Here is an 18,982-nt window from a genome sequence, read left to right as displayed (position 1 = left end):
TCCTTATTCCATCATCTTTTCGATGGGCAGCACCAGAATGGAGCTGGCTCCGAGGGCCTTGAGCTGCTCCATGGTCTCCCAGAACAGGGTCTCGCTGGATACGACGTGCAGCGCCACCTGATTGGTGTCACCGGCCAGTTGCATGATGGTGGGGCGCTCGGCACCCGGTAGCAGATCGGTGATGGCATCGAGCTTGTCTTTGGGGGCGTGCAGCATGATGTACTTGCTCTCGCGGGCCTGCTGCATCCCTTGAATGCGGGGCAGCAGTTTGTCGATGAGCTTCTGCTTGGCATCGGACAAGGGGTTGGGGGCCTGTACCAGCACCGCTTTGGAGCGGTAGATCACCTCCACCTCTTTCAGGCCGTTAGCTTCCAGCGTCGCGCCGGTGGAGACCAGATCGCAGATGGCATCAGCCAAGCCCGCGCGGGGTGCCACTTCCACCGAGCCGCCCAGCATCACGCTCTTGAAGCCGAGCCCCTTTTCGTCAAAGAAGCGCTTGAGCAGCCCGGGGTAGGAGGTCGCGATGCGCTTGCCGGCAAGACTTTCTGGCCCTGTGTAGGTCACATCTTCCGGCACCGCCAGCGAAAGGCGGCAGCCACCAAAGTCCAGCTGCTTGAGGGTTTTGACCTCGAAGGGGAGGCCTTGGGAGGCACGAATAAGCTGCACCTCTTCCAGCACGTTCTCGCCGATGATGCCAAGGTCGACCACCCCTTCCATCACCAGACCCGGGATGTCGTCATCACGCACCCGCAGGATATCGATGGGCATGTTCTCGACATGGGCGATGAGGCGCTGCTCGCGCAGGTTGATCTTGAGGCCACAGCTCTTGAACAGGGCTTGGGAGTCCTGGCTCAGACGACCGGACTTTTGCATGGCGATACGAAGACGTTGTGTTTCCATTGCTCGATTTCCTTCTAGTCAAAAACGAAAAAACCCTCGGAAGTGGGTGCTTCCGAGGGTTTATGAATCTTGCGGTCCTTTTGGAAGTCACCAGTTAAGTGTCTTCCAGCAGTCAACCTCCTGAAAGACTAGTCGGGATGATGATGGTGGTGATGAGTCTTCAGGGTGGTGAACTTCATGTAATCAATCCTTTACAAAATAAGATGTCGTAATTGACGCCTGATTTAAACTACCTGCCTTGACAGAAAATGCAACCCGAAATTGTGATTTGATCGATTAAAGTGGCGAAAACGGTTTTCTGGTCGATAACTAGACAATAACCCCTGCAGGAGTCGCCATCATGCCCAGCCAGGACCTGTTGTTCCCCATTTTGCCCCGGGCGCCCGCCGCGCCCGGCAGCGAAGAGATCAAGCGGGAAGTGAACCAGATCAGCAAAAAGCACCAGCTGCGCAAGACCAGCACTGACAACAGTGACTCCCAGCAGCGCCAGCAGGCGTATAGCACGCCCGCCAAGCGTGATCAGCCCAAGGCGGAGGAGGGCGATCATAAGCCGGATCCAGAACATCAGATCGATCTGTTCGTCTAGGCAGATTATCTGTCCCGCTTTTGCCGCGCTTTTGGCATAATGGCCGCTTTTGCTGCGGGACGCCCTTTTGACCATCCAGACCCTGTTCAAGCCAGATGGCCCTCTGGCCAGCCATATCGACGGTTTCAAAGCCCGCGCTCCCCAGCTGGAGATGGCCGAAGCGGTCGCACGCGCCATCAAAAGTGGTGGCCGTCTGCTGGTGGAGGCGGGGACAGGTACCGGCAAGACCTACGCCTATCTGGTCCCTGCGCTGGAATCTGGCAAGCGGGTGGTGATCAGTACCGGCTCCAAGAACCTGCAGGAGCAGCTCTTCTATCGGGATCTCCCGACCATCACAGGGGCGCTCTCCTACACCCCGCCAGTGGCCCTGCTCAAGGGGCGCAGCAACTATCTCTGCATCGAGCGGATGAACCGGCTCCTGAGCGAATCCCATCTGCAAAAGCCTGAGATCTTGAACGATCTGGTGAAGGTCAAATCCTGGTCTACCGCCACCGATAACGGCGATGTGGGGGATATTCCGGGATTGCAGGAGAACGCCGAGATCCTTGCCCACGTCACCAGCACCAACGACAACTGCCTCGGCCGCGACTGCCCCTATTATGACGACTGCCATCTGGTGGTGGCTCGACGCCGCGCCATGGATGCCCAGGTGGTGGTGATCAATCATCACCTCTTCTTCGCCGATATGGCGGTGAAAGACACCGGATTTGGTGAGTTGGTGCCCGAAGCGCAAGTCTATGTGTTTGACGAGGCGCACCAGTTGCCGGAGATCGCCACCAACTACTTCGGCAAGTCGGTAGGCAGCCGAACGATTCAGGATCTGGCGCAGGATATCCAGCTGGCCTATCGGGCAGAGGCCCACGACATGGCCCAGCTCGGCAAGGCGGCGGACAGGCTTGCCATCGCCAGTCAGGATCTGCGGCTCGCCTTCGGGGTGGATGGCGGTCGTGGTAATACCCGCGACATGCTGCGCCAGCCGCTTTGGGGGCAGGCTTTGGCTCGTCTTAACGATGCCATCGGGCTTTGCTACGAGGTGCTGAAACTGGCTCTCGGCCGTGGCGAGCAGCTGGATCACGCCTTCGAGCGCATCAGTGAACTGCGCACCCGTCTTGGCGAGGTGCTGGCGGTCAACCAGACCGGTTTCTCCTACTGGTACGACTGCTCACGGCTTCATTTCACCCTCAATCTGACGCCGCTGTCGGTGGCCGAGCGATTCAGTGCCGAGGTGCAAAGACCGGAAGTGGCCTGGGTCTTCACCTCCGCCACCCTGACGGTGGATATGCGGTTTGATCACTTCAAGGCCGAGCTGGGGCTGGCGGGCAGCGCCGAGCTGATCCTCGACAGTCCGTTCGACTATAGCGAGCAGGCGCGGCTCTGTGTGCCCCGTTATCTACCGGAGCCCAACGCCTTTGGCCGTGGCGAGCTACTGGCCAATCTGATGATCCCGCTCATCAACAAGACGCCAGGGGGCTGTTTCTTCCTCTGCACCAGCCATCAGGTGATGCGTCAGGTGGCCGAGGTGCTGCGCCGGGAGATTGGCCGCACCGTCTTGCTGCAGGGGGAGGACAACAAGCAGCGGTTGCTCAAGGAGTTTGTCGAGAATGGCCGTGCCGTGCTGGTGGCGACCAGCAGTTTCTGGGAGGGGATCGACGTACGAGGGGCGGCGTTGTCGTGTGTTATCATCGACAAGCTGCCGTTTGCCAGCCCCGATGATCCGCTGCTCAAGGCGCGGGTGGATGATTGTAAGCTCAAGGGGGGGGATCCCTTCGCCGAGCTGCAGTTGCCCAAGGCGGTGATTGCCCTCAAGCAGGGGGTGGGGCGGCTTATTCGTGATCGCAGTGATCACGGGGTGCTGGTGATCTGTGATCCCCGAATGGTCAACAAACCTTATGGCGCCACTTTTATCAAGAGTCTGCCCGCCATCCCTCGCACCCGGGAGTTGGGAACGCTGGGGAGCTTTTTCGATCGCACTGAACGCGGTGAACAAGTGTGCCGCCAGCTAACAGATTTGAACAACGGGTGAGCATATCTCGCTTGCCGGTTATGTAATTGACTGATTTTATAGAGATTGGAAAGCATGAACGAGTTGAAGATCCTGGCCGTTGATACCGCCACCGAAGCCTGCTCCGCCGCCTTGCTGGTGGGTGACAAGCTGTTCTCCCGCTGGGAGGAGGCGCCACGGGATCACACCCGAAAAATCCTGCCCATGGTTCAGGCTGTGTTAGAGGATGCCGGGATAAGTTTGAGTGACCTCGACGCCATCGCGTTCGGCCGCGGCCCGGGCTCCTTTACCGGCGTGCGGATCGGCATCAGTGTGGCGCAAGGTCTGGCGTTTGGTGCAGGTGTGCCGCTGATTGGCATCTCGACCCTGGCCGCCATGGCGCAAGGCGCCTATCGACTGGATGGCGCCCAGCAGGTGCTGACCGCCATCGATGCGCGGATGAACGAGGTCTATTTCGGCCGTTATGAGCTGATTGATGGCCGCATGCAGCTGGTGGGGGACGAGGTGGTGAGCGAGCCCGCGGCACTGGTTGACGTCCGTGGCAAGCTGGCGGGCCCTGTGACCTGCGTCGGCACCGGTTTTGAAACCTATGGCGAGACCCTGAGTGGTCTGGCCGATGAGCTGGCGGTGAGCCAGGTGCGTTTCCCGGCGGCAGAAGACATGTTGCCGCTGGCCCGCGCCGCCTGGCTGGCGGGGGAGGCGGTACCGGTTGAACAAGCAACGCCGGTCTATTTGCGTGACAAGGTGACCTGGAAAAAACTGCCGGGTCGCGAATAAGGGCAGGAGCACTGACGTCATGTCGCTCTTGCCGCTCATCAGCTGCAATAAAAGCGGATGGCCCGACGGGCTACGCCGGCAACAGGAGAGTGACATGATGCGTAATAGCAGAAGCGACATGATGAAACGCGGGATGGTGGTCGGGGCGCTGGCCCTGCTGCTCGGGGCCTGTAGCTCGGTTCCCAAGGAGCTGGCCTATGAGCCAGAAAACCAGCTGGTGGCCTATCAACCCGCCCTTGGCGGGATGGAGGGCAAACCGGCCCGCTGGAGCGGCGTTATCTCGGCGGTGCACAACAAGGCGGATCAGAGCGTTATTGAAGTGGTCTATCTGCCGCTTAAATCCAACGGTGTGCCGGAGCAGACCGAGCAGAGCCTGGGCCGTTTTCTGGCCATCATGAAGGGTTTTGTCGATCCGACCCTCTACGCCAAGGGGCGCAGCCTGACGGTGCTCGGCACCATAGGCCAACCGGTGGATAGCCAGATTGGCGAGCACAAGTACCGCTTCTCGGTGCTCAATGTTACGGGCAGCAAGCTGTGGCCGCCAGTCAAGGAGGTGGAGGTACGTTATATGGACCCCTACTTCTACGACCCCTTCTATGATCCCTTCTGGCCGAGACGGCCGCTGCGTCGCTAAGGCTTGCCATGATCAACAGCATCAAAAGCACTCTGCACGAACGTCTGCTGACCTTGGCAGATGGGCGGCGGGTAGCCCTGCTGGATAACCAGTCTGCGGAGCATGATCAGCAGGGCAAACCTCTGCTGATCGCCCTGCATGGCTGGCTCGACAATAGCGCCAGCTTCTTGCCGCTGGCGCCGCATCTGGGAGATTTTCACCTCATCTGTGTCGATCTGCCGGGGCACGGTCACTCCGATCACAAGACCACCCCTTATGTCTTTGTCGACTGGCTGGACGATCTCTACCAGATCGTGCAGGCGGCGGGCTGGTCACGCTTCACTCTGCTCGGTCACTCCCTCGGGGCGTTGATCGCCTCGGCCTATGCCGGGGTGTTTCCCGAACAGGTGGAGCGGTTGATCATGCTGGAGGGACTGGGCCCGCTCAGTCAGCCCGATGAGGAGGTACCTGCCCAGCTGCGACGTGCGATTTTAAACCGCAGTCGCACCTGGGAGCGCAGTGCCAACGGCTTTGCTTCCATCGATGAAGCCGTGGCTGCTCGTTGCAAAGTGGCGGATATCACGCCGCAGGCGGCGCGCCTTATCTGTGAACGGCAGCTTGAAGAGCGGGCAGGGCGCTGGTACTGGCGCAGCGACCCCCGCTTGCGGGATCTTTCACCCCTGAGAATGAGCGAAGGACAGGCTCGTGCATTGATGGTGGCTATCCGTTGTCCTGTGCTGTTGATTCAGGGGGAGCAGGGCTTTGCTGCGCTTGAAGCCCAATGGCAGGCCCGTCAGGATGCCTTCCAGCAGATCGAACGGGTCATATTGGGTGGAAACCACCATTTTCATATGGAAAATTCGGTTGATACGGCCGTTTGTATCGTAAAGTTTTGTCAAGTTCGGTAGAATCGCCAGCTTTCAATAATTCTAGGTTTGTTTTCTCCCTCACATTTTTCTGTTGTTAATTTGCTGTTAATTGATGTTGCGCTGTGTAAATATGGGCGGCATTAGAGCATCAGCTTAAAACAACCGATTAAAATGGATGTGAACCGGGACGGAGGCAACACAGTGAGCGCACAGGTGCTAGTTATGCAGGAGAAGTTTGTGGAAAAAGTCTGGCTGAAACGTTATCCGGAAGGGGTCCCCGCCGAGATCAATCCAGACCAATACAGCTCCCTGGTCGAGATGTTCGAATCCTCGGTGACCCAGTTTGCCGATCAGCCCGCCTTCGTCAACATGGGTCAAACCATCACCTACCGCCGACTGGAAGAGCAGTCCCGCGCCTTTGCTGCCTACCTGCAAAACGAGCTGAAGCTGGAGAAAGGGGATCGGGTTGCGGTGATGATGCCTAACCTGCTGCAATATCCCATCGCCGTGTTCGGCATCCTGCGCGCCGGCATGATCGTGGTCAACGTCAACCCGCTCTATACCCCGCGCGAGCTGGAGCATCAGCTCAAAGATTCCGGTGCCAAGGCCATCGTCATCGTCTCCAACTTTGCCCATACCCTGGAAAAGGTGGTCTACGACACCCCGATCAAGCACGTTATCCTGACCCGGATGGGGGACAACCTGGGGCTGGCCAAGGGCACCCTGGTCAACTTCGTGGTCAAGTACGTCAAGAAGCTGGTGCCGAAATACAATCTGCCCCACGCCACCACCATGCGTCAGGCCCTCTCCAAGGGGCGTTTCCTGCAGTACATCAAGCCGGAGATCACCAACGACGATCTCGCCTTCCTGCAGTACACCGGTGGCACCACCGGCCTCTCCAAAGGGGCCATGCTGACCCATCGCAACATGATTGCCAACGTCGAGCAGTGCCTCGGCGTCTACGGCCCCATGCTGGAGCGCGGCAAGGAGTTCGTGGTTACCGCATTGCCGCTCTATCACGTCTTTGCCCTGACAGTGAACTGCCTGCTCTTTATGCGCATCGGTGGTTACAACCTGCTGATCAGCAACCCGCGCGACATCCCGGGGTTTGTCAAAGAGATCAAGAAGTACCCCTTCACCTGCATTACCGGGGTCAACACCCTGTTCAATGCGCTGGTCAACAATGAGGAGTTTCAGGGGATCGCCTTTGACAAGCTCAAGCTCACCATCGGCGGTGGCATGGCGGTGCAGCGCGCGGTTGCGGAGAAGTGGAAGACGCTGACCGACACCCCGCTGCTGGAAGGCTATGGCCTGACCGAGTGTTCGCCACTGGTGAGCGTCTGCCCCTACGATCTGACTGATTACAACGGTTCCATCGGTCTGCCGGTCTGCTCTACCGAGATCCGGCTGGTGGATGACAACGGTCAGGTGATCCACGCTCTCGGCACCCCGGGCGAGATGCAGGTGCGTGGCCCGCAGGTGATGGTGGGCTACTGGCAGCGTCCCGAGGCGACCGCCGAAGTGATGCAGGATGGCTGGCTCTGTACCGGTGATATCGCCGTGTGCGACGAGCAGGGCTTCTTCAAGATCGTTGACCGCAAGAAGGACATGATCCTGGTCTCCGGTTTCAACGTCTATCCGAACGAGATCGAAGATGTGGTGGCGCTTCATCCGAAAGTGTTGGAAGTGGCCGCTGTCGGTGTGCCACACAAGGTCTCCGGCGAGTTGGTGAAGATCTTTGTGGTCAAGAAAGATGCAAAATTGCAGGAGGACGAGATTATTGCCCACTGCCGCAAACATCTGACTGCCTATAAGGTGCCGAAACTGGTAGAATTTCGTGACGAACTTCCCAAGACCAATGTGGGCAAGATCCTGCGCCGCGTACTGCGCGACGAGGAGATTGCCAAGCAATAACCGGACTGCGGCTGCAGAATCTTCTGCAAACCAGCACCGTCGTTATGCAAAACCGTGGGTCATCCCACGGTTTTTTCTTTTTGGCCCTGATCAACCGCGCAGGCACAGATGCACTATCAACTTATCACTCAGCAAGACGAACTTGAGCAGTATCTCGCTTCTCTGGCCGACGTTCCCCTGGCTATCGATACTGAATTCGTTCGCACCCGTACCTACTACCCCCAGCTTGGCCTGTTCCAGATCTATGACGGCGAGCATCTGGCGCTGCTGGATCCGCTGACCCTGGATCTCTCCGCCCTCTGGCAGCGACTGAGCCGGGAAGGGCAGATCGCCATCCTGCACGCCTCTGGCGAAGATCTGGAGCTTATCCAGCATCAGGCGGGCCACCTGCCCAACCAGATGCACGATACCCAGCTGGCTACCGCCTTTCTCGGTTACGGCGTCTCGGTCGGCTTTGGTGCGCTGGTGAATGAATTCCTCGGGGTCGAGCTGGAAAAAGATCAGGCGCGCACCGATTGGCTGGCCCGCCCGCTTACGCCACGTCAGCTCGAATACGCGGCGGCGGATGTCTTCTACCTGATGCCGCTCTACGAGAAAGTGATGGCCAAACTGCGGGAAAGCGGCAAGTTTGCCTGGTTCGAGCAGGAGTGTCAGAACCACTCCGCCCGCAAGACCCAGGGTAGCGATCCCCGTCAGGCATATCTTGACATCGTCAACGCCTGGCAACTGGGTCGCCGCGAGCTCGCCATTCTGCGCGAGCTGGCCGCCTGGCGCCAGCAAGAGGCGGTGCGCCGCGATTTGGCTCTGAACTTCGTGGTCAAAGAGCTGCACCTGTTCAAGGTGGCAGAGCGTCGTCCTGCCTCCCTGCGGGATCTCAACGAGCTCGGCCTCTCGCCCATCGAGATCAAGATCCACGGCAAGCGGATGCTCGATATTGTCGCCAAGGCGCAGCAGAGCGATCCTGACAGCTGGCCCGAGCCCATTCGCCGGCTGGTGGACTTCCCCCAGTACAAGGCCGAGCTCAAGCGCATCAAGGCCATGGTGGAAGAGAAGGCCAAGGCGAGCAATATTCCGCCCGAGCTGATTGCCAGCAAGAAGATCATTCACCAGTACTTCACCTGGAGCTGGCGGATGAACGACGAAGAGCGGGCCCGCAGCGACAAGCCGATGCTGCTGCAAGGGTGGCGTCATGAGCTGGTCGGTCACCTGCTGGCACAATAAGCCACCAGACGGTTGCACCTATAAATCAATCCTCACCCTCGGGTGGGGATTTTTATTGGGCGAGAAAAACAAACAGGCATGCTGAACTGGAGAACGCAGAGGGGACATGGCTGGTCGGATTGCGGGAGTCGAGAATGAAAAAGAGAGCAGAGAAGGAAAGGCAGCGGCTAATACCGCTGCCTTTTTTGATCACCAGATAGGCTGGATCAGGTAGGGGTTGCTCGCCTTCTCGCGGCCGAAGGTGGAGCTGGGGCCGTGGCCCGGGATAAAGACGATCTCGTCACCCAGCGGCAGCAGGGTCTCGGTGATCGACTTTATCAGCGTCCCGTGATCGCCACGGGGAAAGTCGGTGCGGCCGATGCTGCCAGCAAACAGCACATCGCCAACCCAGGCGAGTTTTTCGGCCTGGTTCAGCAGCACGATATGGCCCGGGGTGTGGCCGGGGCAGAAGTAGACATCCAGCTCGCACTGGCCAAGCTGCACCTTGTCGCCCTGCTCAAGCCAGCGATCCGGCGTGAAGGCGGGGGTATGAGCGAAGCCGAACATCTGGCTCTGCTGGGGCAGCATGTCGAGCCAGAAGGCGTCCTCCTTGTGGGGGCCGGTAATGGCGACGCCAGTTTTTTCCCGCAGCTCGGCGGCGGCACCCACATGATCCAGATGACCGTGGGTCAGCAGGATATGAGTCAGGGTCAGGCCGCGCTTGGCGATGGCAGCCAGCAGTTTGTCCACTTCGCCGCCCGGATCGATCAGGGCGGCCTGATGGGTCTCGTCACACCAGATGAGGGAGCAGTTCTGGGCGAACTGGGTGACCGGGATCACCTCGAATTTCAACATAGAGTTCCTCTCTTGGGATGGGTCAGCCGCGCAGCGCGCTGGCATGCTGCTCGGCGAAATAGTCGAGGCAGGCCTGCTTGTCACCGCGAAACACGATGCGCTCCTGCTTGTTGCCAAGCTGATAGAGATACATGGGGTCGTAGTAGCGGGTCAGCAGCAACGTGATCCAGGCCAGATGCAGCGCGGTATCGCCGCTCTTTTCCTGCTCGGTGAGGGCGGTTTGCATCAGGGCATCCAGCTCGCGGTGGGCCTGATCGCCGAGACGGCGCTTGAGACGGGCCAACGCATCGGTGAGATAGGCGGCAAACAGCGGCCAACCGGCTTCCTGGCCATACATGGCTTGATAGCGCAGCCAGAGATCGTGCACGTAATCTTCGCGGATCTGCTCGGCGCGATCGATCTGCGGTACATCCACCACCACCAGCGGTGCCTGACTCATGGCCTCATGGAGGGAGAGGGGCAGGCAGCAGCGGCCGATCAGGCGACTCTCATCTTCGACCACGAAGGCATGCTCGCCCTTATGGCGGCGCTTGAGCAGCTCGATGGCCATGTTGTTTTCAAAATTGATGTTGCTGGGCTGGCCGCCGGGCAGCTGACCAAACGACGAGCCCCTGTGATGGGCGTGTCCTTCCAGATCGAGCGCCTGGGCTACGTGGTCCAGCATATGGGTCTTGCCGGAGCCGGTCATACCGGTCAGCACAGTCCAGTGGCACTCGGCAGAGGCCTTGTCCTGGGTGTCGATCAGGAAGCGGCGCAGCTCCTTGTAGCCACCGGAGACGCGGGGGCGAGTCACCCCGGCATCAGCCAGCCACTGTTGTACGGTTTGCGAGCGCAGGCCGCCGCGAAAGCAGTAGAGCAGGGCATCGGGCTGCTGGCGCAACTGCGCCAGCCAGCCTTCGATACGTTCGGCACGCACTGCGCCCCCCACCAGCTTGTGTCCAAGCTCAATGGCGGCGGCCTGACCCTGCTTCTTGAAGCAGGTCCCCACCTGGGCGCGCTCATCGTCTGTCATCAAGGGCAGGCTGGTCGAGCAGGGGAAGGCCCCCTCCTTGAACTCGATGGGGGCGCGCACATCAATCAACGGCACATCGCCTAAAAAAATCTGGGCGTAGTCCGTGGCCAGTGGCAATTCACTCATTGGACAATCTCGATAAAGCGGGTGCCCTCAAGGGGCTTGATCTGACCGATGGGCGAGAGTTCTAGCCCCGCGTCTTGCGCGATGGCGAGCAGCTCGGCTTCGCTCTCTTTACCCACGGCGACCAGCAGGCCGCCGCTGGTTTGCGGGTCGCACATGATGTTGCGGGTGCGATCGTCCATGGCATCCAGCTTGTGGCCGTAGGAGTCGTGGTTGCGCAGGGTACCGCCCGGTACGCAGCCCTCGGCGAGGTAGTAATCCACCTCATCCAGCAGCGGCAGCGCCTTGAAGTCGAGACGGGCGCTGACATTGGATCCTTCGCACATCTCCAGCAGATGGCCCGCCAGACCAAAACCGGTGACGTCGGTCATGGCGTGAACACCCGGCAGCTCGGCAAAACGCTGGCCAATCTTGTTGAGGGTGCACATGGCGTTGGGGGCCAGCTGTTCGTGTTCGGGCTTGAGCTTGCCCTTCTTCTGAGCGGTGGTGAGGATACCGATACCAAGAGGCTTGGTCAGATAGAGGGTATCACCCACCTTGGCGGTGTCGTTCTGCTTGATGGCATTCAGAGGCACGATACCGGTTACCGCGAGGCCGAAGATGGGCTCGGGGGCATCGATACTGTGACCACCGGCCAGCGAAATGCCCGCTTCATGGCACACCTGACGGCCGCCGTCGATCACCTGCTGGGCCACTTCGGCGGGCAGGGTATTGATGGGCCAGCCGAGGATGGCGATGGCGACGATGGGCTTGCCGCCCATGGCGTAGATATCGCTGATGGCGTTGGTGGCGGCGATGCGGCCAAAGGTGAAGGGGTCATCGACGATGGGCATGAAGAAGTCGGTGGTGGAGACAATGCCCTGACCGTTGCCGATATCGACCACGGCCGCGTCATCCTTGCTGCTGTTGCCAACGATCAGGGTCGGGTCGTTGAAGCCCGGGATCTGGCTCTTGAGGATGGTGTCGAGTACCTTGGGAGAGATTTTGCAGCCGCAGCCAGCGCCGTGGCTGTATTGGGTCAGACGAATGGAAGACATACTTACCCCTTTTATTTGCAAACAGAGCAGAGGCTCTGTGGAGCCGTCTTGGTCAATGGGCGGCCTTGTAGAGAGAATGACAAGAAGCCGCAAATATGGGTGGCCTCGGTGCCAACAGGGGCAGCGATGACTGGCAGTTATGAAGGACCGCCAGGCCGGACGGGGAAGAAATGGGCGACAAGGTGCGCCAGCGCAGCCCCGCCAAGGGCCACAGGACGGGGCATTATGCCACATTTGCCCCTTGGGGTTCGAACAGGAATTCACATAAACAGCAGGGAATTGCCCGCACTTGCCTGTCATCGGTCTGGATCCGGCGCTGGCTGATTGATTGCAGTACAGATGCAGCAAAGAGAACGTCAAAGTGCAACAGCGCGTGCAACCACAACCCCGCGGAGGAGAGCTTAGTGACCACCACATTTTTGGTTAACCACCCTATCACCACGGCACAGTTTGCGGCGTTGTTGGCGCAGACCTCGCTGGGGGCGAGACGGCCGCTGGACCATCCGGCCACCCTGCAGGGCATGCTGGATAACGCCAATTTGCTGATCACCGCCTGGCAGGGCGAGACCCTGGTCGGGGTGGCCCGCTCGGTGACCGATTTTCATTTTTGCTGCTACCTCTCGGATCTGGCGGTAGCCGAGTCGGTGCAGGGGCAGGGGATTGGGAAAGCCCTTATTCGCGAGACGTTTTTGCAATTGCAGCCGGGCTGCAAGCTGATCCTGCTGGCCGCGCCGCAGGCGGTTGCATACTACCCCAAGCTCGGATTTAGCCAGCACCCGAGCGCCTGGGTGATGAGCAGTCTGGATGAACTGGTACTGGATGAGTTGGCATAAAACCGTCAACTCATCCAGACAGGGCTAGATTAGCTTATCCGGCTTGCTCCAGCGCCGGTTGCCGTGACTTGCCCCAGCGGCGCAGGCGCCGTTGCAGTGGCCGCTCCAGCAGGTTGTAACTCAGCGCAGAGAGTCCGATCAGCACCGCCAGCATCAGCAAGGTGGCCACTACCCCCAGCAGCGGGTTGGTCTGGCCATACCACCACTCGGTGATCCCCGGCGCCAGATAGTGGATCAGCTCGCAGCCAGTGAGCAGCACCAGCGCATGGAGCAGGTAGATGGAGTAGGAGAGATCTCCCAGCCAGTTGGTGAAGCGGTTATCCAAAAGGCGCAGCAGCGGACTCCGGCGCTCCCCTTGGGCGGCGGCAATCCAGATCAGCAGCACGTAGGAGGCGATCAGCAGCAGGGTCAGCTGCGGCGTCATGGCGAACTGCATCAGCGCGAAGGGCAGCACAAAGGCGATCAAGAGCGGCAGATCATGCTTCATCATGGGTGAGCTTTTCGCGGCCTTCACCCTCGGCAGCAGCCAGAGGCCGAGCACAAACTCACTCACCCCGCGTCCCACTGCAAGCGCGCCGCTGGTGACATCCAGCGTGCCGCGACTGTGCACGATAAAGGCCAGCACCGTCAGCGCCAGCAGGGGGGCGAGATGGCTCCAGCGACTACGGGTCACCGCCAGCGGAATAAGCAGCGGGAACAGCAGGTAGCTAATCCACTCTACGCTGAGGGACCAGGCGGCGAAGTTCCAGGTCAACCCGTGATCGGTTACCACCTGCAGCAGCAGGAAGGCGCTTGGCAGCGCCTCGGCCGGGGTGAAGGGGGAACCGAAAGGCGGCATCCCTTCCCACTCCCACACCTTGAACATGGGGCCGGCATAGAAGCCCACCCCGTGCCGCGCCTTGTAAAGCTCCCAGCCAACCAGCAATAGCAGGGTCACCAGATAGAGGGGGTAGACGCGGGTCAGCCGCAGCCAGAGAAAACGGCCATAGCTCACGGTGCGGGGCGTGCGGGTGAAGGCCTCCCCATAGACATGTGCCAGCACCACGCCGCTCAAAATAAAGAACAGATCGACCCAGAGGTAGCCGTTCTCGATGAGTTGGGTGTGGCCTGCGATCGGCTCCATCCACTGGGGAAAGAGCAATAATCGGGCATGGAACAGCACCACCATCAGGGCAGCGATGCCCCGCAGCGGCGTTAACAGCGGCAATGATTGATTCATATCGGGATCCCTTGTGATGTTCAGCTTGGCCTGACATCTATTTTGTTGTTGTGCCGCCCATCAATCCTGACGGGACGGTTGCCCCGGCTCGGCTGCCGCAGGCGGGATCACACTACGGAAAAGAGAGTCATACGGATGTGATTTAAATCATAAATGTGCAGTTATTGTGCAAAGTAATTTAAACAGAGAAGAAGTGGGGCGCTGGCAGCAAAAGAGGAGGAGAAGGAACGCGAATAAAGCAGAGAGGGTGGTCATCGGGGCGAGCGTCAGGCTCAGGTTTATACGGCGCGATGCAAAACAATCAGGCCCGCAAGGGGCCTGATTGATCACAAGGGAAGATGACGACCGATCAGCGGGCGCGTACCACCAGACCCTTGAGATAGAAGCCTTCCGGATAGGCGGTACCTATGGGGTGATCAGACGCCTGGGAGAGCAGCTCCAGGATCTGGGCATCGCGACCGGCATCGAGCGCTGCATCGGCGACGATCTTCTGGAACAGGCTCTGCTCCATCAGGCCGGAGCAGGAGTAGGTCAGCAGCACGCCACCCGGCGCCAGCAGCTGGAATGCCAGCATGTTGATGTCCTTGTAGCCGCGGCAGGCACCCAGCAGCTGGGCCTTGCTCTCGGCGAACTTGGGCGGATCCAGCACGATGACATCGAACTTCTCGCCCTTCTCACGATATTCCCGCAGCAGCTTGAAGACGTCGTGACGGACAAACTGGGTGTTGCTGGTATCCAGCCCGTTCAGCTCGGCATTCTGGCGGGCAATATCCAGCGCATTCTGGGAGAGATCGACGTTGACCACTTCCTTGGCGCCGCCCTTGAGGGCATAAACGCCAAACCCGCCGGTGTAGCAGAAGCAGTTGAGGACGCGCTTGCCTTCGGTGTACTTGGCGGAAGCCTGACGGTTATCCCGCTGATCCAGATAGAAGCCGGTTTTATGGCCGTTGCGAATATCCACCAGGATCTTGATGCCACCGTTCTCCTCGATGACCACCGGCTCGTTCGGGGTCTCGCCATAAATGACGCCGGTGCGCTCTTTCAGCCCTTCCTTCTTGCGTACCGCCACGTCGGAGCGCTCATAGATGCTGCACTCGGGGTAGAGGGTACGCAGTGCTTGGGTGATCAGCTCACGCTGGAACTCGGCACCGGCAGAGAGGATTTGGCACACCAGAAAATCGGCATAACGGTCGATGGTCAGACCCGGCAGGCCGTCGGATTCGGCGGCGCAGAGGCGATAGCCGGTGAGACCCTGACGCTTGATCAGCGGATCGCGAGACTCCTGCGCATATTTGAGGCGACGGATAAAGAAGTCGAGATCGACGGTCTCATCCTTGTCGAAGGTCCAGACTCGGGCACGGATTTGGGAGCTGCCTGACCAGGCGCCACGGGCGAGCCACTTGCCATCGTTGGCATAGATCTCGACGGTATCGCCGTCAATGGGGTTGCCCTGAACCCGCTCAATCCCCTTGGAGAAGATCCAGGGGTGGCGACGCAGCAGGGATTTTTCGCGGCCTTTGACGAGATAGATGGAAGCGCTCATGGATGTTTGCCGATGGTAGAAAGAAAAGGGGCCACATTCTATGTGCAATAGTGCGGCTAAGCCAGCCTTTGCTGGTATATGGCAGAGTGACGAATTGTACGTCTGGACAACGCCCGAGTGTTGCATATGCAAGATTTGCAGAATCTCAATGTTGGCGTTTCACGCTGTTTATCTTATATGTCACAGTTGGTTATGCTTGTTTTTTGTTCAGCGCTGGTCGCTATGTGTGCACAATGTAGTCAATAAAGCGTTTTAACCTTACTTTATAGTGATTTTCGCTAAAGAGTCATTTGATGATGTCGATAGTGGGGAAGACCATTTTGAATCTTTCCTGTATCGAGCTGTCCATGTCCCTCTCCATCGCTACCAATATTTCTGCCCTCAATGCTTCTCGCCATCTTGGTCAATCATCCAACATGCTGGATTCGGTATATCGACGACTCTCATCCGGCTTGCGCATCAACAGTGCCGCTGATGATGCTGCAGGCTTGCAGATCAGTAATCGCCTCACCAGTGAAGTGAACGGGACCAACACCGCTATTCGCAACGCCAATGATGGGATCTCGGTGATCAACGTCGCCGATGGGGCGCTTGATGAGTCGGTGAACCTGATGCAGCGGATGCGCACCCTGGCACTGCAGTCGGGAAGCGGTGCCAATACGGCAGAGGATCGCGTAGCCCTGAATGCTGAGTTCAAGCAACTGCAGTTGGAGATGGACCGGATTGCCACAGGTACCCGGTTTGCCGGACAGGATCTGCTGGCGGGGAGTTACGAAGGTATCTTCTTGGTCGGTGCCTATGCAGGACAGAATACCGTCATTACCGATCTCAATGCCCAGACCAAAAATCTGGGGGAGATGGAGTGGCGAGCGCGCAGTCCGGCAGGAAGCAAGCCAGGGGCGTATGACATTGCTGATCTCAAGCTTTCATCTCAGCCTATCACCCTTAATGGCGTCACTTATGACAAGGACTATTCAACCCTGGAAGCGTTCGTGGCAGATATTAATGGCACCACCTTTCCCAATAATCAGGGGCCGGTACAAGCGCAACAACTGCCATTTTCTGTCGCCTCCGCGGTCGATTTATCCGCATTACCCTCCTATATCGATGTGGCGGGTCACTCTGTGGATTTGACCACAGGCATTGATATGACCGGATGGGATCCGGTCAATCCGACAGCAAAAAATAGTGCCATCATGGCAACCGTGGTTCAACGCATCAACAGTACTGCGCAATCGGCAGGTCTGGGTTTTTATGTGAGTGCCTCCAACAACAGCAATCCCGCCAGCAATTCATTGACCATGCATAGCGCTCAGGGCAACAGCCTTGCGCTGGCCAATGGCACAACCCCCCCTCCGCAACCAGCACCACCGGCGCCTCCGGTGATCAGTAGTTCCTCTCTGAGCTCTCTGTTACCCGATGTTACATCGACGACGTATATCGGTCAGATGGAGCTGCGCTCATCAGGCGACAAGTATTCCAATATTGATATGCAGGGATCCAGCTTGCATGCGCTTGGCTTTTATCAAGAGGACAAGAAGAAATATACCGTTGATAATATTGATGTTCTTAGTGAAGACAACGCCAGCAGGGCCATCAAAACCCTGGATGTGGGTATGAAACAGCTGGGTGTTCAGCGCGCTCGGCTCGGTGCCCAAGCCAATGCGCTGGATTCACGGGTACGCAATCTGGCCAATGCCAATGAGAACCTCAGCGCTGCCCGCTCAAGGATCCGGGATGCCGACATGGCTGTGGAATCGGCGCGCTTGGTCAGCACCCAAATCTTGCAGCAGGCGAGTGCTTCGATTTTGAGTCAGGCAAACAGTCGCCCCAATGCGGCCCTGAGTTTGCTGCAATCCTGAGCGGGACTGCCAGCCGGCATAGCAATTGGTCGCTATCATTCATGGTCACTATCCATAAAGACAAAGAGGCCACCCAATGGGTGGCCTCTTTCCTTATTGCTTCTTGTTGCCGGATGCTATTCGGCAGCGTCAGAGAGTGATCCCCTTGAGTGCCTGGGTCAGTTCGCTGGCGGTGGCTTTCAGCCCCTGCGTACCGGCTACCGAGGCGCTGGCAGACTCTTCCACCTGCGCCGCCTCATGGCGCACCTGATCCAGATTGTGGGTGATCTCGGCGGCGACCGAGCTCTGCTCCTCGCTGGAGGTGGCGATCTGGGTGCTCATCTCCAGCACCGCATCGCTGTGGTTGCTCAGCTTCTCGATATCGAGCCCCACCTCGCTGATGAGCTGCTGGCTGCTGGCGGCGCGCCCCACGGTTTTCTCCATGATCTCGTTCAGCGCCCCGGTACCGGTCTGCAGCTCTTCGATCATCTGCTGGATCTCCACCGTCGCCTGCTGGGTACGGCTGGCGAGGGTACGCACCTCATCAGCTACCACCGCAAAGCCGCGACCCTGCTCACCGGCACGGGCCGCTTCGATAGCGGCGTTGAGGGCCAACAAGTTGGTCTGCTGGGAGATGGCGTTGATGACGTTGACCACCTCGTTGATCCGGTTGGCGTTGTGGGTGAGCCGCTCGACCGCGCCGGAGGCGTTGCCAATCTCGTCGGCCAGGGTGCGGATCGCTTCGATGGTGCGGGCTACCCGGTTGGCGCCATTGGCCGCCTCTTCGCTCGACTGGCGGGTCTGCTGCAGGGTGTCGTTGGCATTGCGCGCCACTTCGCGGATCGCCGCCGACATCTGCTCCATGGCAGTGGCCAGTGAATCCATGTGCTGGCGCTGGGAACGCGCCATGGTTTCGCCTTCGCGGGCATGGTCACGAAACTCGTCTGCGGCCATGGTCAGCGCTTCGGCAGACTCCTCCACCAGTTTGACGATCTGGTGCTGGCGGTCGGTAAAGCGGTCGATGCTGCCCGCCAGGGTGGAGAACTCGTCCCGCACCGGAAAGAAGTTGAGGCGGAAGGTGAGATCGCCGTCCGCCACGGTTTGCAACGCCTTGTTGGTGGAGTAAAGCGCTCCGGAGACAAAGGTCATCATGTAGTGGATCACCAGTGCCATCAGGGCGGCCAGCGCGCCGATCAGGAGCAGGGTCGAGCCCTGACCCTCCCACATGGAGAGGTTGCCGGTATCGAGATCACCGGTGACGTAGCCCGCCTGACCCGCTGACGCGCTAAAGAGGTAGTGATCTCCTTGCTGCTGCAACCCGCTGCTGCCTTGCCGGGTCAGACGCAGATCAGCAGGCAACACCAGAGTGGGCTGCTGGCTGACCAGCTGCGCCGTGGTCTCGACCCGTTGTTGCAACTGCGCTACCCGCAGGGAGATCTCCTGCTGATGGCTGGCCGCCAGCATATACCAGCTGAGAAAGGCGATGATGAAGAGAGGTAACCAGAACGCGATATGGAATTTTTCACTGATGGTGAGGTGAATGAGATAGCGGTCAACCCACCGGAATTTAACTTCTTTCATAATGGAGCTGCATCCTGCAGAGATAGAGTGTCGGGCACATTATCGTCTCGGGAAATTTTTTCTTAAGCGGAAGGTGT

16 protein-coding genes and 1 other annotated feature are annotated in these 18,982 nt (G+C 59.1%); of the genes, 9 read left to right on the top strand and 7 right to left on the bottom strand.

What is annotated here, in order from left to right; all coding sequences use genetic code 11:
• Window positions 1–3: 3 nt before the first annotated feature.
• Window positions 4–900 carry an ATP phosphoribosyltransferase gene (hisG, locus tag ACTG20_RS12950; RefSeq protein WP_071910208.1) on the bottom strand — a complete coding sequence of 299 codons (897 nt, stop codon included), beginning with the start codon at window positions 898–900 and terminating at the stop codon, window positions 4–6.
• Window positions 901–924: 24 nt separating this feature from the next.
• Window positions 925–1,053, bottom strand: a sequence feature (His leader region).
• A 187-nt stretch (window positions 1,054–1,240) separates the two neighbouring features.
• Between hisG and ACTG20_RS12945 the strand changes: the two genes are divergently transcribed.
• The 7 genes from ACTG20_RS12945 (at window position 1,241) to rnd (ending at window position 8,882) form a co-directional block, all read left to right on the top strand.
• Window positions 1,241–1,486, top strand: coding sequence for a hypothetical protein (locus ACTG20_RS12945; protein ID WP_005336755.1), 246 nt, complete (start codon window positions 1,241–1,243; stop codon window positions 1,484–1,486).
• Window positions 1,487–1,553: 67 nt separating this feature from the next.
• On the top strand, window positions 1,554–3,509 hold the full coding sequence (locus ACTG20_RS12940; RefSeq protein ID WP_439987707.1) for an ATP-dependent DNA helicase: 1,956 nt from the start codon (window positions 1,554–1,556) through the stop codon (window positions 3,507–3,509).
• A 54-nt stretch (window positions 3,510–3,563) separates the two neighbouring features.
• Window positions 3,564–4,265: a tRNA (adenosine(37)-N6)-threonylcarbamoyltransferase complex dimerization subunit type 1 TsaB gene (tsaB, locus tag ACTG20_RS12935; protein WP_180349466.1), complete on the top strand. Its 702-nt coding sequence runs from the start codon at window positions 3,564–3,566 to the stop codon at window positions 4,263–4,265.
• A 118-nt stretch (window positions 4,266–4,383) separates the two neighbouring features.
• A complete protein-coding gene (locus tag ACTG20_RS12930; RefSeq protein WP_194496455.1) occupies window positions 4,384–4,899 on the top strand; it encodes a Slp family lipoprotein in 516 nt (171 codons plus the stop codon).
• Between the two features lie 8 nt (window positions 4,900–4,907).
• On the top strand, window positions 4,908–5,786 hold the full coding sequence (locus ACTG20_RS12925) for an alpha/beta fold hydrolase (RefSeq protein ID WP_194496399.1): 879 nt from the start codon (window positions 4,908–4,910) through the stop codon (window positions 5,784–5,786).
• 198 nt (window positions 5,787–5,984) lie between these two features.
• Window positions 5,985–7,661, top strand: coding sequence for a long-chain-fatty-acid--CoA ligase FadD (gene fadD / locus ACTG20_RS12920; RefSeq protein ID WP_085942148.1), 1,677 nt, complete (start codon window positions 5,985–5,987; stop codon window positions 7,659–7,661).
• Window positions 7,662–7,769: 108 nt separating this feature from the next.
• The gene (rnd, locus tag ACTG20_RS12915) at window positions 7,770–8,882 is read left to right on the top strand and encodes a ribonuclease D (protein ID WP_194496400.1); all 1,113 of its coding nucleotides are present in this window, start codon (window positions 7,770–7,772) and stop codon (window positions 8,880–8,882) included.
• Window positions 8,883–9,071: 189 nt separating this feature from the next.
• Here rnd and ACTG20_RS12910 read toward each other — a convergent pair whose 3' ends face one another.
• The 3 genes from ACTG20_RS12910 to selD are packed head-to-tail and all read right to left on the bottom strand — an operon-like array spanning window position 9,072 to window position 11,888.
• Window positions 9,072–9,716 carry an MBL fold metallo-hydrolase gene (locus ACTG20_RS12910; RefSeq protein WP_194496401.1) on the bottom strand — a complete coding sequence of 215 codons (645 nt, stop codon included), beginning with the start codon at window positions 9,714–9,716 and terminating at the stop codon, window positions 9,072–9,074.
• A gap of 22 nt (window positions 9,717–9,738) precedes the next feature.
• Window positions 9,739–10,854 (bottom strand): tRNA 2-selenouridine(34) synthase MnmH, encoded by a 1,116-nt coding sequence (gene mnmH / locus ACTG20_RS12905; protein WP_194496402.1) that lies wholly within the window; start codon window positions 10,852–10,854, stop codon window positions 9,739–9,741.
• Window positions 10,851–11,888, bottom strand: a complete 1,038-nt coding sequence (selD, locus tag ACTG20_RS12900; protein ID WP_194496403.1) for a selenide, water dikinase SelD — start codon at window positions 11,886–11,888, stop codon at window positions 10,851–10,853. Before selD ends, mnmH begins: the two co-directional genes overlap by 4 nt.
• A 404-nt stretch (window positions 11,889–12,292) precedes the next feature.
• On the opposite strand from selD, the gene ACTG20_RS12895 reads away from it, so the two are divergent.
• Window positions 12,293–12,721 (top strand): GNAT family N-acetyltransferase, encoded by a 429-nt coding sequence (locus ACTG20_RS12895; protein ID WP_139410169.1) that lies wholly within the window; start codon window positions 12,293–12,295, stop codon window positions 12,719–12,721.
• A gap of 34 nt (window positions 12,722–12,755) precedes the next feature.
• On the opposite strand, the gene ACTG20_RS12890 is transcribed toward ACTG20_RS12895, so the two are convergent.
• The gene (locus tag ACTG20_RS12890; protein WP_194496404.1) at window positions 12,756–13,940 is read right to left on the bottom strand and encodes an acyltransferase family protein; all 1,185 of its coding nucleotides are present in this window, start codon (window positions 13,938–13,940) and stop codon (window positions 12,756–12,758) included.
• Between the two features lie 349 nt (window positions 13,941–14,289).
• Window positions 14,290–15,483: a class I SAM-dependent methyltransferase gene (locus ACTG20_RS12885; protein ID WP_194496405.1), complete on the bottom strand. Its 1,194-nt coding sequence runs from the start codon at window positions 15,481–15,483 to the stop codon at window positions 14,290–14,292.
• A gap of 293 nt (window positions 15,484–15,776) precedes the next feature.
• Here ACTG20_RS12885 and ACTG20_RS12880 point away from each other — a divergent pair, with 293 nt between their 5' ends.
• Window positions 15,777–17,345, top strand: coding sequence for a flagellin N-terminal helical domain-containing protein (locus ACTG20_RS12880; protein WP_194496406.1), 1,569 nt, complete (start codon window positions 15,777–15,779; stop codon window positions 17,343–17,345).
• 129 nt (window positions 17,346–17,474) lie between these two features.
• Here ACTG20_RS12880 and ACTG20_RS12875 read toward each other — a convergent pair whose 3' ends face one another.
• Entirely contained in the window at window positions 17,475–18,905 is a 1,431-nt protein-coding gene (locus ACTG20_RS12875) for a methyl-accepting chemotaxis protein (RefSeq protein ID WP_194496407.1), read from the bottom strand.
• Window positions 18,906–18,982: the final 77 nt, after the last annotated feature.

The sequence above is a fragment of the Aeromonas sp. 84A genome (assembly GCF_051919345.1).
Taxonomy (GTDB): domain Bacteria; phylum Pseudomonadota; class Gammaproteobacteria; order Enterobacterales; family Aeromonadaceae; genus Aeromonas; species Aeromonas veronii.
Note: the sequence above shows the minus strand (reverse complement) of the source record. Positions and strands in the feature narration are given on the sequence as shown.

What these genes read in the sequence shown, in the direction of transcription:
- hisG (WP_071910208.1), bottom strand. Translation starts at nt 900, where the DNA reads ATGGAAACACAACGTCTTCGTATCGCCATGCAAAAGTCCGGTCGTCTG.
- ACTG20_RS12945 (WP_005336755.1), top strand. Translation starts at nt 1,241, where the DNA reads ATGCCCAGCCAGGACCTGTTGTTCCCCATTTTGCCCCGGGCGCCCGCC.
- tsaB (WP_180349466.1), top strand. Translation starts at nt 3,564, where the DNA reads ATGAACGAGTTGAAGATCCTGGCCGTTGATACCGCCACCGAAGCCTGC.
- ACTG20_RS12930 (WP_194496455.1), top strand. Translation starts at nt 4,384, where the DNA reads ATGATGAAACGCGGGATGGTGGTCGGGGCGCTGGCCCTGCTGCTCGGG.
- ACTG20_RS12925 (WP_194496399.1), top strand. Translation starts at nt 4,908, where the DNA reads ATGATCAACAGCATCAAAAGCACTCTGCACGAACGTCTGCTGACCTTG.
- rnd (WP_194496400.1), top strand. Translation starts at nt 7,770, where the DNA reads ATGCACTATCAACTTATCACTCAGCAAGACGAACTTGAGCAGTATCTC.
- ACTG20_RS12910 (WP_194496401.1), bottom strand. Translation starts at nt 9,716, where the DNA reads ATGTTGAAATTCGAGGTGATCCCGGTCACCCAGTTCGCCCAGAACTGC.
- mnmH (WP_194496402.1), bottom strand. Translation starts at nt 10,854, where the DNA reads ATGAGTGAATTGCCACTGGCCACGGACTACGCCCAGATTTTTTTAGGC.
- selD (WP_194496403.1), bottom strand. Translation starts at nt 11,888, where the DNA reads ATGTCTTCCATTCGTCTGACCCAATACAGCCACGGCGCTGGCTGCGGC.
- ACTG20_RS12890 (WP_194496404.1), bottom strand. Translation starts at nt 13,940, where the DNA reads ATGAATCAATCATTGCCGCTGTTAACGCCGCTGCGGGGCATCGCTGCC.
- ACTG20_RS12885 (WP_194496405.1), bottom strand. Translation starts at nt 15,483, where the DNA reads ATGAGCGCTTCCATCTATCTCGTCAAAGGCCGCGAAAAATCCCTGCTG.
- ACTG20_RS12880 (WP_194496406.1), top strand. Translation starts at nt 15,777, where the DNA reads ATGATGTCGATAGTGGGGAAGACCATTTTGAATCTTTCCTGTATCGAG.
- ACTG20_RS12875 (WP_194496407.1), bottom strand. Translation starts at nt 18,905, where the DNA reads ATGAAAGAAGTTAAATTCCGGTGGGTTGACCGCTATCTCATTCACCTC.